At 34.8% G+C, this 15076-nt stretch carries 12 protein-coding genes; all 12 read right to left on the reverse strand.

Going from position 1 to position 15076, the window contains the following annotated elements; translation table 11 throughout:
• Window positions 1–99 precede the first annotated feature (99 nt).
• Window positions 100–3348 carry a fibronectin type III domain-containing protein gene (locus M0D21_RS11745; RefSeq protein WP_248329688.1) on the reverse strand — a complete coding sequence of 1083 codons (3249 nt, stop codon included), beginning with the start codon at window positions 3346–3348 and terminating at the stop codon, window positions 100–102.
• Between the two features lie 555 nt (window positions 3349–3903).
• On the reverse strand, window positions 3904–4971 hold the full coding sequence (locus M0D21_RS11750) for a hypothetical protein (protein WP_248329690.1): 1068 nt from the start codon (window positions 4969–4971) through the stop codon (window positions 3904–3906).
• A gap of 77 nt (window positions 4972–5048) precedes the next feature.
• Window positions 5049–5879 (reverse strand): hypothetical protein, encoded by an 831-nt coding sequence (locus tag M0D21_RS11755; RefSeq protein ID WP_248329692.1) that lies wholly within the window; start codon window positions 5877–5879, stop codon window positions 5049–5051.
• The gene (locus M0D21_RS11760) at window positions 5860–6429 is read right to left on the reverse strand and encodes an RNA polymerase sigma factor (protein ID WP_248329694.1); all 570 of its coding nucleotides are present in this window, start codon (window positions 6427–6429) and stop codon (window positions 5860–5862) included. The genes M0D21_RS11755 and M0D21_RS11760 overlap by 20 nt, the downstream gene beginning before the upstream one ends.
• Before the next feature lie 148 nt (window positions 6430–6577).
• A complete protein-coding gene (locus M0D21_RS11765) occupies window positions 6578–7555 on the reverse strand; it encodes a polyprenyl synthetase family protein (RefSeq protein WP_248329696.1) in 978 nt (325 codons plus the stop codon).
• An 87-nt stretch (window positions 7556–7642) separates the two neighbouring features.
• Entirely contained in the window at window positions 7643–8683 is a 1041-nt protein-coding gene (gene rlmN, locus M0D21_RS11770) for a 23S rRNA (adenine(2503)-C(2))-methyltransferase RlmN (protein WP_248329698.1), read from the reverse strand.
• Window positions 8684–8801: 118 nt separating this feature from the next.
• Complete coding sequence (locus M0D21_RS11775) at window positions 8802–9737, reverse strand: chalcone isomerase family protein (RefSeq protein ID WP_248329700.1); 936 nt, start codon at window positions 9735–9737, stop codon at window positions 8802–8804.
• A 289-nt stretch (window positions 9738–10026) separates the two neighbouring features.
• Complete coding sequence (gene queA / locus M0D21_RS11780) at window positions 10027–11076, reverse strand: tRNA preQ1(34) S-adenosylmethionine ribosyltransferase-isomerase QueA (protein WP_248329702.1); 1050 nt, start codon at window positions 11074–11076, stop codon at window positions 10027–10029.
• 156 nt (window positions 11077–11232) lie between these two features.
• Window positions 11233–12450, reverse strand: coding sequence for a 3-phosphoshikimate 1-carboxyvinyltransferase (locus M0D21_RS11785; RefSeq protein WP_248329704.1), 1218 nt, complete (start codon window positions 12448–12450; stop codon window positions 11233–11235).
• Between the two features lie 2 nt (window positions 12451–12452).
• Window positions 12453–12707, reverse strand: a complete 255-nt coding sequence (locus tag M0D21_RS11790; protein ID WP_248329706.1) for a hypothetical protein — start codon at window positions 12705–12707, stop codon at window positions 12453–12455.
• Window positions 12707–13033, reverse strand: a complete 327-nt coding sequence (locus tag M0D21_RS11795; protein WP_248329708.1) for a nucleotide pyrophosphohydrolase — start codon at window positions 13031–13033, stop codon at window positions 12707–12709. The genes M0D21_RS11790 and M0D21_RS11795 overlap by 1 nt, the downstream gene beginning before the upstream one ends.
• A 2-nt stretch (window positions 13034–13035) precedes the next feature.
• Window positions 13036–15069 (reverse strand): DUF3857 domain-containing protein, encoded by a 2034-nt coding sequence (locus M0D21_RS11800; protein WP_248329710.1) that lies wholly within the window; start codon window positions 15067–15069, stop codon window positions 13036–13038.
• Window positions 15070–15076: the final 7 nt, after the last annotated feature.

Below are 15076 nucleotides of genomic sequence, written 5' to 3' on the forward strand. Positions count from 1 at the left end.
ATAATCTGTAATATATGTTTGATGAATTTTACCAAAACAAAAAAAGAGGCTGTCTGAAGACAGCCTCTAGCTATATAATAAATACTTTAATGGGAATTCTTAGTTTTTGATAAAGCTTCTGGTAACTAATACTTCTGGCCCAGTAATTCTAGCAAAATATGTTCCTGCTGGGAATGCACTCACATCAATTTGCGTTTCTTTACCTTCGTATACTTTTTGACCATACATAGAGAAAATTTCTACACTTTGCAAAGGAGTCTTTCCTACTGAGATATTAAGTATATCCTTTGTAGGTACAGGATGTATTGGGAACATTTTCTCATTTTTATCAAGATCTGTTAACGGATATGTTTCTATAGTTCTGGCATCACCTTCGATACAGAAGTCAGTTGCTTCAGAACTACCGAACTCACCACCAGATACAATGGTACCAGAGCTACTAGATAGCGTGTACGAACCGTTTCCAAATCCACAGCAGATACCATCTCCGAAAGAGTCAAAGATTGTGAATGTGTAAGATCCAGCTGCTAATCCGCTGATAGTTTCGGTTACTGTAGATCCATCAGGATTTGCAGTAGAGTAGCTTTCAGATGCTACAACTGCACCGCTTGAATCTGTAACTTCCCAAGACGTTTCTTGAGGGTAATTATCTAAAGTAACAGATAAAGTTAAGTCACCACTAGCACATCCAGAACCTGAACCACCATCAGTAGTAAGAGAAATATCATCGATCGCAGCATCTGCTCTCCATGTACCACCAGTTAAACGGTTAAATCTTAACTGCACTCCTGTTCCTAAGTAAGCCGCTAAGTCTACTGAAGCTGCTTGCCAAGAATTTCCTTGGTTTCCGCTTCTACTCCAGATACTTGTCCACGTTACTCCTTCATCATTACTTGCTTCGAGATCTAATGAACCAAAGTCATTAGCTCCAAACATATGATACTGGAATGTAAACGTTGCAGAAGTTGCAGCTCCTAAATCGATACAAGGAGAAGTAATAATCGCTCTTTTACTTGGATATCCAGTACCGTTTCCTGACGCTTCAACATATAGATAGAAAGACCCTTCTACTGCACTTGATGGCCCAGTATTTCTTGAAGGAGTTCCATTTGCGTCACGAGTCCAATCAAGGTCATCACCTCCATCTTGAGTCCATGCACCAATACCACTTTCAAACCCTTCGCTGTAAGGAGTTCCAACTCCATTTAAACATCCTGTTGCCTCTGGAGTAGTTACACTAAGAGCACTACTAGCCGCAGAAGCATTTCCAGCAGCATCTTTTGCGATTACTGTGAATGAGTATGTAGTTTGAGGAGTTAATCCTGTTACTGTTGCAGATGTTCCTGTAACTGTATCTACTACCGTTCCATCTTGTAAAACATCATACTCGGTTACCCCAACATTATCTGTAGAAGCATCCCAGCTCAGCGTTACTTGGTTTGCTGCTAAGTTAGAAGAAACTAAATTCGTAGGAACAGAAGGAGCTTGCGTATCTGGCTCAGAAGTTGTTACAGATAAAGTAGCGCTAGCCGGTGATTCATTTCCTGCTGCATCTTTTGCTACAACTGAGAAATCATAAGATGTACTTGCAGATAAACCTGTTACATCAAAAGTAGTAGCCGCAACTGTTCCTATAACCGCTCCATCCTGATAAACATCATATCCTGTTACTCCTATATTATCTGTAGAAGCATCCCAAGTAAGTGTAAGCGAAGACTCTGTAACTGAAGAGGCAGCTAAGTTAGTTGGAGCTGTTGGAGCTTCAGTATCAGGTGTATCTGGCTCTAATTTAAAAGCCACAACGTGATTTTTTCTGAAACCACTATCAAAATACTCTCCAGTATGCCAGAAGGTCATATCATCTACTGGGTCTACAGTAAGGTGTGCATAATCTCCATATCGTGAAGATGGATCCGATTGTGTTCCATTCACACCTACTTGCTCAGCAAGAGTCATCGTTCCTAAAGGATCGCTAGCAAGTCTACCTGTATATCGTATAGATGGGAATGTTGATGTACTCACCACAGTATACCCGAGTCCAATATTACCCTGAGCATCCATAGCCATACTTCCAGAAAAAGCACTTAAACCATCTGGTTGCACATAGGTGCCTTCTTGAAAGATTGTCCATGGTTGGTTGTCGGCAGTCTGTCTAAGTTCATACCAACGAATTCCTGAAAGGTTATCATTACCATCTAAATCAACTATGAAATTTAAAACCATAGAGTTATGCGTTGGGAAACGTCTGTAACTTGTCATATACATCATCGTTGCCTGCAATCCATCTACATCTGGTCCCGAAGGCTGTGGTAAGTTAGAGAATGATCCTCCATCAAACACACTATCAAACGGCGCTGTGATAATCTCTTGCGGTTGTGAAATAGTCGAACTTGCAGGGTTCGCCCAATCTACATTGGTTGTCCATACTTTAATATGATCTTGAGAAACTCCAGCCCAAGCATCATCTTGTAAATATAAGAATGAGTTACTAGCTCCTACTGGTGGTAAGTTTGGACCAGTAGAGTGAGAACCTCCAGGGCTATAGAACCCACTAGTTACCGCTCCTGGTAGAGGGAAACCAATAAACCCAGCACTAGCGTCACCCACTAACATCTTATCTCTTTCTGCAACAAATACTACATCATTGGTAGTAGGAGCATTTTGATCTTTGTTAGCAGTAATATAATATCCATCACTCCAGATAGATAGTTTTTCATAGTCAGGAAAAGTTCCTGTATTAAATCTATAGGTAAACCACCCGTCATTAACTGGGTCTGGTCCTTGTCCTACAGCTATTAGGATACCGTTAGGAGAATTACTAAACTGCATGATAACAAAGCGCTCAGCATAATTATCATACACCACTATTGGATCTCCCAAGCTTTCTCCAGGGAAAATTGTAGCTAGAGAAGCTTCTGCCAATAATACATTTCCAGCTCTATCCCGAATACCGAAACCTGTGTTAAAAGCATATACATAGTGATTAGGCCCTATAGCACCAGTTGGATCTGTAGGTGTACTAGAACCTTGATGAGATTGAAAGTTTGCAACCTCTGTAGAAATTGCCATTTTTAAAGACTTCTGCTGAGTCTGCATCAAAGGATCCTTTTGTCCTGCAGCAGGAAGTCCTTTACCAGGAACATAAGTGTTCCTTCCTCTCTTTTTTTCCTGACCGTCATTATTTTTTTCAGAAGCAGAAATAATATTCTGCATTTTAGAGAAAGCCGGAATTTCTCTCATGTAAACAGCCTTTGAAGTTGAGCTAGCTTTCATGGGTGTACCTTTCTGAGCGAAAAGCCCAAAACTGCAAAACATGAATAACGTTAGATAGAAGAATTTTGTTTTCATTTGCGTGAATTTGATTAATTGTTTGTGTGATTTATAGTATTTAGTATAAGCTTCAAATGTCAGGTATGAATAACTGAATAATATTCATTTTTAGTTGGTTACTTTTAGATGGTTAAAATGAAAACTCTTAAATGAGAGTTTTGAGTAGAATTATTTCGACGACGACTTGGTTAAATATAGAATAATTCACCTAGAAACAAAAAAAAATGATGTCATAAAATACTTACAATCAAATGATTACGCAAAAACCGTATTTAAAATATGGGTTTAATTCAAAATTAAATATGTAACAGAATGGTAATTTTAGTGAAATATTTAACAATCTTATTTTAAACCTATTATACTATTGACTTAATGGGATAACAGGCATACCCGTAAATACAAGTGATAGAATACAATTCTTACAGCGCCAAAAAACCAAAAGAGCAACATTAAAATGTTACTCTTTTTAAACAGGGAATTAACGTACTACTAATTAACACTTTAATTCATTTTCTCAAATATCATTTTGTCTTGAAATACTGACGTGAGTAGTTTATCTAGTCAATTTATCGATTAAAGGTCAAAACGTAATCCTAATGACACATTATTTTGTTCAATCTCTGCATCTTTAAATATAGGAGACACATCATATTTTAGGTATAAAGTAGCATCTCCAAAACCAATATAAGAACTCAAACCATACACCAAATCACTCGTATTATAATCCCTTTTTATCTTATCTTTTATGCGATCTCCATTTTCTTTATATTTCAATTTTTGACGCGTACTTATATTAGCCCCAACATATCCTCCTAGACCAATTCTAAATTTTCTATCGGTGTAATAACGAATACTCTTTTCTGTTTGAACCACTTTTGAAGGTCCAAATTCAAAATGTACAGGTATTACTAAATTATCCATTCTAAATTTCGACTTATCCAATTCAACTCTAAATTCTTCTAATGTAGTTTGATTTCCGTTTTGCACAAAATACCTATTATCTGTAGGCTTTAAACCATTAGACGTATAAGAAATACCATACCTAAGTCTTAAGAAGTTGGAGTTCTTGAAAACTCTGGTTTTCCAGGCCCATCCTAATTCAAAAAATCGACTACCTGCAATTTTATAATCAGAATCATCTAAAGATTGACCATCTACTATAGCGTTATTAAGACCAAAAGCTAATACCAAGTTGGATGTTGTTCTTTTATCATATTTTATTTTCCTTTCGTTACCGGTATTAATTTTAATCCCCAAAAGAACATCAGCATTATCTTCTTCTGTACTTAAGCCGATAAAAAGATTACCCAATTCTGTATTTACATTTTCTATACCATTACGCTCTAATAGTGCTACTTTGTTGTCTATAATTGCCAATCTGTTTTCAATATTTAGGGCATGTAATTTTGCTGCTTCTTCTTTTAGTTTCTGAGCTTCTTCTATTGTGATTTCATTATTAGCCAATCGTTCATTGATAGCCTCTACTTCTTGTTTAAGAGCTTCTTTCTCAGTTTCAATAACGCGTTCTTTTTCGGCTTTTAATTTAGCTATTTTACCTTCTTCATTTGCTTCTTGAGCACTTAAGATTTGGACAAAAAATGCCATGGCCACAAAAGTGACAATTGTAATTAATGTTTTCATTTAATTTTTGATTTTTGACATCCTGTCCTTCCTCCTTCTAGGAGAAGGAGGGAACAGAATCTGATTGATGAATGATTTTAATTTTCGCGTTCAGCTACGGCAGTTCTCACCTTTTGAAAGCCTGTTTTAAGTGCTTCAAAAACTCGATGTTTAAAAGTTTCGTCTAACTCATTTTCTACATCCTGCAATAATGCTGATGCGCTTACCGTATTTGTTTTTAATATATTTTGTGAAGTAATCTCTCGTTGCGCATTGCGCAGTAATTTATCGATTTCTTCTTCTGATACCTCGGTATTATTCTTTTGTAATTGCTCTACCTGTGCTACTACGTCTGCTATCTTCTCATTAATCATGTTTGCATCTACTGATAGTACTTCTTCTTGCTTCAACGTATCTGGAACCTTTTGCGCTTCAACATTAACCACAATATCATTCACATTAGCATTTACAATTCGATCTACCTCGTTATATTCTGTAGTTATGTTCTGGTCAGAAACTGGCTTCTTTTTAATATCTTTTTGTTCGCTTTCTACGACATCATTAGCTGCTACCACGTTTATTCCATTTTGACTCTGGGTTTCTTCTCTACCCCCAACGATTTCAACATTTTCTTTTTCATTTTTAATCGCATCTTTATCATCCTCTTTCTCAACAAAATCTTCGGTACGATCTACAAATTGGGGATGCACTTCATCGGTTACACTATTTCCTTTCAAGAATACTGAAGTAAGTACTACCACTCCTATAAACACAGCAGCAACACTATACCAAAGCATTCTATTACCTTTTTTTTGAGGACTATTATTTTCTAATTGGGATGCTAAGCGCTCCCATGCACTGTCTGAAGGCTTGAGCTCTCGTCTATCAAGCTCTTCCTTCGCCTTTTCTTCAAATTTCAATGGAGCCATTACTTATTTTATTTTGTTCGTTAAGCTTGTGCTGTAGCATTTTTCTAGCTTTAAATAATTGTGATTTCGAAGTGTTTTCTGAAATTCCTAACATTTTAGCTATCTCGCTATGTTTGTACCCTTCTACAGCATATAATACAAACACCATTCTATATCCTTCTGGGAGACTATCAATGAGTCCCTGTATTTCTTCTACTTCTAACTCAGTATTAATATTATTCCAAGAGTTTTCTGTATATACCTTAATTTCTTCAGTAAAAAAGATTTGCTTTTCTTTTCTTAAAAAGGAAATTGATTCATTCACCATAATTCTTCTAATCCAGCCTTCAAAACTGCCTTCAAACTTAAATTTCTTTATATTCAAGAACACTTTTAAAAAACCACTCAACATTACCTCTTCAGCAAAATGGATATCGCCAATATACTGTCGACAAACACTCAACATCTTTGGCGAGTACCTGGTGTACAATTCATGCTGAGCCTCGCGATGCTGTTTAGCCGCCTTCTTTATGAGTTGTGTTTCGCTTTTATAAAATTGAATAACTTTCAATGGGAAAAATCAATTTAAATTAACCTTCTATCTACATAGACGTAATAAAAATAAAAATGGTTGTCTGGTGATTTAATTTTTCTTCAAATTTCCTATCAAAAAAAAAACTAAAAAATTGATTAGCAATAACTTAAAAACAAAAATAATTTTATTTTTTTCTGTCGATTACATAATCAACCATAAGTTCTAAAGAAGATCTGTAGTTAGATTCGGGGTATTGTGATAAAATTGCAAGTGCTTCGTCTTTAAATTGATGCATTACTTTGATTGCATATTCTAAGCCGCCGCTACTTTTCACAAAATCTATAACCTCTTTGACTCTTTTTTTATCTTTATTATGGTTCTTCACCGAATTAATGAGCCATTTCTTTTTTTCTCGAGAACAATGATTTAAGGTATAGATAAGGGGGAGTGTCATTTTTTGTTCTTTGATATCAATTCCTGTAGGTTTTCCTATGGCTGTATCACCATAATCAAAGAGGTCATCTTTTATTTGGAAAGCCATACCTATAAGCTCTCCAAATTTTCTCATTTTCTCTACATCATCTGTTTCTGGAGCCACAGAACATGCCCCTAGACCACAACATGCAGCAATTAATGTTGCTGTTTTCTGACGGATAATCTCGTAGTAGATTTCCTCAGTTATATCCAGGTTTCTAGCTTTTTCGATCTGAAGAAGCTCTCCTTCACTCATTTCTCGAACAGCTACCGAGATAATTTTGAGTAAATCAAAATCACCATAATCGATAGACAGTAATAAACCTTTGGAGAGTAAATAATCACCCACCAAAACTGCTATCTTATTTTTCCACAACGCATTGATAGAAAAAAAACCTCTTCTTCTATTAGAATCATCAACCACATCATCATGAACCAGTGTAGCAGTATGTATTAGTTCTATGACAGACGCTCCTCGATAAGTTCTTTCATTCGCCTCTCCTCCTGAAACCATTTTGGCCACCAGAAAAACAAACATAGGTCGCATTTGTTTTCCTTTTCTATTAACAATGTAATGGGTAATTCTATTGAGTAGAGCAACTTTAGAAGACATTGATTCTGAAAACTTTTGTTCAAAAAGTTCCATTTCATCAATAATAGGAAGTTTTATTTGCTCTACAACTTTCAATACAGAAATTAATTCAAATTACTAATTTGGTACGAAGATAGCATAAAATGTTTGTTGTAAACAGCTTATATGAGGAATTAAGACAAATCATGACTTATTCGCTAATTGTCCACAAGCGGCATCGATATCTTTTCCTCTACTTCTTCGCACATTTACAACTATCCCTTTGCTTTCTAATATTGAGATATAAGTATCTATTGCTTTACTTGATGCTTGTTGAAACTCTCCATCATCAATAGGATTGTACTCAATTAGATTTACCTTACATGGCACATAAGAACAAAATTTTACCAAAGCATTTATATCTTCCTTTGTATCATTAATACCATCCCAAACTACGTACTCATAGGTGATTCTGCTTTTTGTTTTTTCGTACCAATATTCAAGTGCTTCGCGAAGATCAGACAAAGGAAATGTTGTATTAAAAGGCATAATTGAAGTACGTACCTCATCTATAGCAGAATGTAAAGACACTGCAAGTTTAAACCTTACTTCATCATCTGCCATTTTCTTGATCATCTTAGGCACTCCCGAAGTAGAGACTGTTATTCTTTTTGGAGACATTCCCAATCCTTCAGGTGATGTAATTTTATCTATTGCCTTAATAACATTATTATAATTCATTAAAGGCTCACCCATTCCCATAAATACAATATTAGAGAGTGGTCTATTATGATATAATTTACTTTCTCTATCGATAGCAACTACTTGATCATAAATTTCATCTGGATTAAGGTTCCGCATTCTTTTAAGTCGTGCAGTGGCGCAAAATTTACAATCTAAACTACATCCTACCTGAGACGATACACAAGCAGTCGTTCTTGTTGGCGTTGGAATAAGAACAGATTCTACCACCAACCCGTCATGAAGTCTAACAGCATTCTTTATGGTACCATCTGCACTTCTTTGCATTTGATCTACATGAATATGATTGATCACAAAATTCTCTTCAAGCATTTGACGAGTGGGTTTAGAAATATTGGTCATATCCTCAAAGCTATGCGCTCCTTTATGCCACAACCATTCATAAACCTGATTGCCTCTAAACGCTTTATCACCTCTTTCCTCAAAAAACAAACGTAACTGTTCTTTGGTAAGCGCTCTTATGTCTTTCTTCATCACATTCATACTTTTGCAAAAGTAAAAAGATATTCTATTTTAAAACCTCAAAAACCAGAATAATCAAAGAACCCTTAACTTAACATTAAGGGTTCTTTGATTATTTCTTTATAGTAGGTAAACCTTATTATTTCTTAGGTTCCTTTATTCTTCTCCATTCGTGAATACCTCCACCGCCTTTATACTTTACATAAAGCACATCTCTTTTATCTTCCTCGGTCCATATTTCACAATCTGATACTTCCCCATTCCAAACATTTGTATATGTTCCTCCTTCATAAGTATCTCCTCTAAACTGAAGTCCTTTCAAAATAGTCATTCCTTCAATTTTCTTGTTTTTATCTTCTCCAGAACATTTAAAGCAAACGTCATCTCTTTCAGATTCTCTCATCATTTTCTCGATAGTACCAAATACCTTACCATCTATGATATATACTTGAACAATACTAAGTGCTACTCCAGATTCTTTATCTATCATTCTCCACTTACCAAGTACAGGGTTAGGTTTATAGGCGGCAAGTAGATTTTCTTTAAGGTCATAATCTACTGGATTTTCTCCTAACCATATTTTAAACAATGAGGCTTTAAAATCTTTACTAGTCATCGTCCCTAATATGGTTCTATTCTTGTAAATAGAAAGTTTACCTCCCTTACTGTGAAGAATTCTAATAATATCAAATTTTTTCACTTCATGCGGAAGCAAACCGATAAACTTTCGAATATCTTCCTCATGCTTAAAACTATTACCGTTGGTAGCAACTTCTAATCCTCCCCTAATTAACTGCTCAAGCTCTTTATGATTCAGTGTTGTAGTGGCTTTAATAGTAATTGCCATTGCCTCATCTTTCTCTGAAACCATTACACCATCTTCTGGTCCACTTACCTCAAAATCAAGATATAATCCAATCGCGTATAATTTTTCTCTCTCCCCAGCACCGTTTAGCATTAATTCGGTTTCTCCGAACTTGTCTGTGTCGTTAAAACGAACTGCACCCACTTTGGTTTGGGCAAAAGTGCATACAGTAGTAATAAATGTTAGGTAACACAATACTTTTTTCATCATTATTTGTTTAGGTTTAAGTTCATGTTTTTTAAACAGGTTACAAAAAACGGTCCAATTCTATGAAAAGTACCCTTATCTTCAGTAATCTCTTTATTATTTTCGACAAAAAACAATATTCATCGACAAAACACACATTCTCTTACGGTTTAACCGTAAAATTTTCGGATGCGAAAATAATATTTTTTTATCAAAAAAAAGGTTTAAAACGTTAATTTTTAGGAATATATAAAAAAATCCCGCCTAAACATGGTGTAAACGGGGTTTTTGATAATTTTCTCACGTGTATTAATTAGATAATTAACATGGCATCTCCATAAGAGTAGAACTTATATTTCTCTTTTACGGCTTGTTCGTATGCTTCTTTAATAAAATCATGACCAGCAAAAGCTGATACCATCATTAACAACGTTGATTTTGGTGTATGGAAGTTAGTAATCATACAATTCGCAATACTAAAATCATAAGGAGGGAAAATAAATTTATTTGTCCAGCCTCTAAATTCATTTAAAGTTTTTTCAGAAGACACAGAACTCTCAAGCGCTCTCATCACTGTAGTTCCTACAGCACAAATTTTCTTCTTATTTTGAATACCAGTATTAATAGTATTGGTTGCCTGAGCAGTGATGTAAGCTTCCTCACTATCCATTTTATGCTTAGATAAATCTTCTACCTCTACAGGGTTAAAAGTACCTAAACCAACGTGAAGTGTAATTTCAGCAAAATCTACACCCTTTATTTCTAAACGTTTCATAAGGTGCTTAGAAAAGTGAAGCCCTGCAGTTGGTGCTGCTACTGCTCCTTCATTTTTAGCATATATAGTTTGATATCTTTCTTCATCTTCTGGCTCAGTATCTCTTTTGATATACTTTGGAAGCGGAGTTTCTCCTAAATCGGTAAGTTTTTGTCTGAACTCATCGTAAGAACCATCATAAAGAAAACGCAATGTACGTCCTCTAGATGTAGTATTGTCTATTACCTCTGCCACCAAACTCTCATCATCACCAAAATATAATTTGTTACCGATACGAATCTTTCTTGCTGGATCTACCAAAACATCCCAAAGACGAGTTTCTGAATTCAACTCACGAAGTAGAAATACCTCAATTCTAGCTCCAGTTTTTTCTTTGTTCCCATAAAGTCTGGCAGGAAAAACTTTAGTATTATTAAGCACCATAACATCGTTTGGCTCAAAATAATCTATAAGATCCTTGAAATGTTTGTGTTCAATAGTCTGCTCTTTTCTATTGAGAACCATTAGGCGAGATTCATCTCTATTTTCTGCTGGATACTCTGCCAACAAATCTTGTGGAAGGTTAAAATTGAAATGTGATAACTTCATTCGTATTTATTTTTTGAAGGTGCAAATATACAATCTCGCGACAGGGGTTGTCAAGTAAATCTCAATATATTTTAGTATTCCCGTTTAAATATCAATCATTCTTTTTTACCATTGTAGGTAAATTAAATAGATAAAAACAAGTATTTGATAAACAGGCTACACCAATTTAAAACCTAACTTTTTTAAATCTTCCCAAAAATCTGGATACGATTTTGAAACTACTCCTGCGTCTTCTATAGTTAACGAAGTTTTCAAAGCCAAGGGCGCAAATGCCATTGCCATTCTATGATCATTATAGGTTGCTATAGAAATATTTTCTTTAATCGTGTGCGCGGGACTCAGCTTTAAAGTATCATCGGTTATTTCTACCTGTCCGCCTAATTTTTCAATCTCGGCTTTTAAAGCCTCCAACCTATCCGTTTCTTTAATTTTAAGGGTATGCAGCCCAGTTAAGTAACAACCTACCCCTAGTCCAAAACAAGTTACTGCAATTGTTTGAGCTATGTCTGGAGAATTTGAAAGATCTAGCCCATTGGGTAGTTGCACTATATTAGATACCTTTTTCAAGGTAATAGAGTGTTCTGTAAATGTAGTTTCTACCCCAAAGTGCTTATAGATTTCTGCTAGCGCAGAATCCCCTTGGTAGCTATTTTTTTTATAACTTCCTATAGTAATTTCTGCATTTGCAGACATAGCTACAATACTGTAAAAATATGAAGCGGAGCTCCAATCAGATTCAACGATTAGCGTATTATTTTCTATATCATTTGCTGGATAAATTGTAATTAAGTTGTTTTCAAACTTCCCTTTAACCCCAATATCCTTTAATAAACTCAAGGTCATTTTTATATAAGGTACCGAAGTTACCTTTCCTTCAAGAGAAATTATTAAACCATCTGGCAATGAAGGTGCAATGAGCATTAAAGCCGATATATATTGACTACTTACGTTTGCTTTCAACTCTACTTTATTGATTATTGGTTTTTTTCCTACAATTTTAATTGGAGGATATCCAATTTCCTTCTCATAATTTATCTCACAACCCAATTGCCCGAGTGCTTCAACCAGAATTTGAATAGGCCTTTCTTGCATCCTTTTACTACCAGTTAAAACAGTTTCTCGACCTTCTTTAACAGCAAAGAAAGCAGTTAAAAAGCGCATTGCTGTTCCAGCATGATGAATATCTACCAGGGTATCATCACTAGCCAACGCCTTTTGCATAAGGCTTGAATCATCACTATTGGATACATTATTAATTTCAATATTTGGATATAACGCCTGCAAAATCAACAAACGGTTTGTTTCACTTTTAGAACCGGTTATTTGAAGCGTATTATTTTTTATTTCTAAGGTGTGGTCTAATTTCAAATGCATTTTTATCGTTTCGATCTTTGTTTTCTTAATTCAAAATAATATCCCATAATCATTCCGTAAAGCAGCCCACCAATTAATCTGGACAAGATATACCTAACCCATTTTCCATTATGAATATAATCTTCTAAAAAGGAACTCCAGGAAACTCCACCGTATTGTCTAAGGTGTTCTATCACACTAATGACGACAACAAAGCCCAAACCTATAAATGCAACGGTGGACCAATATCGTCTTGAGGTAAGTATTTTAGAGAGCATTATTTCAATTTTTCATTATTATGGTGACGATCATGATCCCTTTTTGTCTTGATATCTAACTTTTTATAAAAAGCCTCCTGCAAATCTACGCCCGTTTGATTTGCAAGACAAAGTACAACAAATAGAACATCTGCCAACTCCTCTCCTAAATCTTTATTTTTATCGCTTTCTTTTTCACTTTGTTCCCCATAACGCCTAGCTATTATTCTAGCCACTTCTCCAACTTCTTCAGTAAGCTGGGCCATATTGGTTAACTCATTAAAATATCGCACTCCATGATTTTGTATCCAATCATCTACCGCTTTCTGTGCATTTTGAATATTCATTATTATATTTTTTTAAGAACTACTTGTTCGTTCTCTTTTTCAACCATTAAACCAAAAAATTGCTTTAATGCCTTGTAATATTTTGAAGCTACTACAGGTGAACTAATAGTTTCATTTACCATGATCTGTATAGTATTTCCAGAAACTGTTGAGTTATAAGAAAAAGAACCTAAATTTTCTGGTAAAGAAAAAGCCTTAGGTTTTGGTAATTCACTTACCTGATAATTCTCCGGCACTTTGATATTTAGGATATACACATTGGCATAACCGAAGCCAAAATCTACCGGATATTTTCGTTCTTCAGACTTAAGCTTATTTTCTTTTCTTTTCAAAAATAATAAAGGTGAAAAGAATATTTCGTCTTCTATCACTTCTAATTGATCTTCAAGTGTAAAATTAAATTTTTCGGTTACATTGCTACCAACACTTTTTTTCTCAACTACAGCATAGTTTGACATATTTGAGATTCCAAATTTCTTTTTTGAAACTTCCTGCTTGGCGCTATTCTCTTTCCCATTATTTTTTGAGCTAAAAGCGTGAGCATTGTAATCTGAATAGTTACCACTAAAGCTACCACTAATAGCTCCTTCATCATTAATTTCGCATTGAATCATACATCTAGTCGCACTAGTTTTTGCAGGTCTCAAGTCTACTTCTTCAGAAGCACCATCTTCCTCAATGGCTCTACCAATACCCAATATCACTCTATTTGGAAGAACATTAAAACTTCCCACTTTATCTGTAGCATCAAGGTATATAGATTTACCATCAGGCAACTTTACCTGGGTAATCACATAATCAAAACCTTCTATTGTTGGAAACAAAGGAGTCATTTTATCACTAGAACTCACCAATACAGGAAGCGCGTTCAATCCTGCATAATCGAGCATCGCTGTAAGCATAAGATTTATGTCTGCAGAATTACCGACACCCTCATTATAGGCTTTCTTAAGACCATCATATGAATAGACCGAAAACTTTTCATTCCATGTCATTTTTCCTTTAACATATTCATAAATACTTTTAACCTTTTCGTCTGCTCGAGTAACTCCATTCAAAAGCTCATCGATATCCTGTTTAAAGTATTTAGTCTTTTTTAATTCTTCACCAAAGTTATCACTTGAGTACACGGTTTTAGCCACATCTTCCCAAGTAGTTGCATAAAATTTAATAGGCTCGTTAGGAAGTTTTACAGATGATAACTCATAACTAATTGATGAAATGTAATTTTCTATATTACCTGAAAATGCTTCTACCTTAAACGCAGGAACATCTACCGAAGTAATTGTATTTTTATTAATTGTATAATTCCATGTTGAAGTACTCGCATTACTATTTCCTAAAGACCTTCTACCATAAGCATCTACCACTTTGCTTCCCGCAGAATTAAATACTATTCTATTATTTCTTTTTGATTGGTTGAGATTTACCGATAAATACCCTGAAGTAAATTTTTTAAAATTAAAATATTCAGGCGACTCAAAACTTACCTCAATCTTTTTAATCGGAATTTCATATTGCAAGGCAATTTTATCTACATTGAAAAAGAAAGGAGACAGTATCTTATATTTATACTCTATTACAGAGCCCTCTTTAAGAGCTGGCATTGTAAAAGTAACCTCATTATAATTCTCAGAATACTCATTTTCAAAAATGCCACTACTTTTTAACTTAGCTTCTTTTACACTTCCCTTTTCAAGATTAAATGTGGCCCCTTTTAGAGCGCTGATTTTTTCTACACCTCCTCCTTTTTTATATAGAAAAACTTTGTCGGTAGCATACTTAAACCCATTTTTATTATAAAGTTTTATCCTTTTTTGTACATCGGTAACCAATCGAAAGCCTTGTGATTTAAAATACTCTATGTAAACCTTCTTATTTTCATAAAGTACGGCTGCTTCTGCAGAACCATCATTAGGATATGATGTTTCTTCAAGTTCCTGCTTAGAGACCTTTCCAAATTTATACTCTTGTGAGAAACTGGTTATAGATCCTAGCAACAATAACCCAATAATAACTTTTTTTTTGCCCCTCATGCTTTAT

The sequence above is a fragment of the Aquimarina acroporae genome, assembly GCF_023195925.1.
Taxonomy (GTDB): domain Bacteria; phylum Bacteroidota; class Bacteroidia; order Flavobacteriales; family Flavobacteriaceae; genus Aquimarina; species Aquimarina acroporae.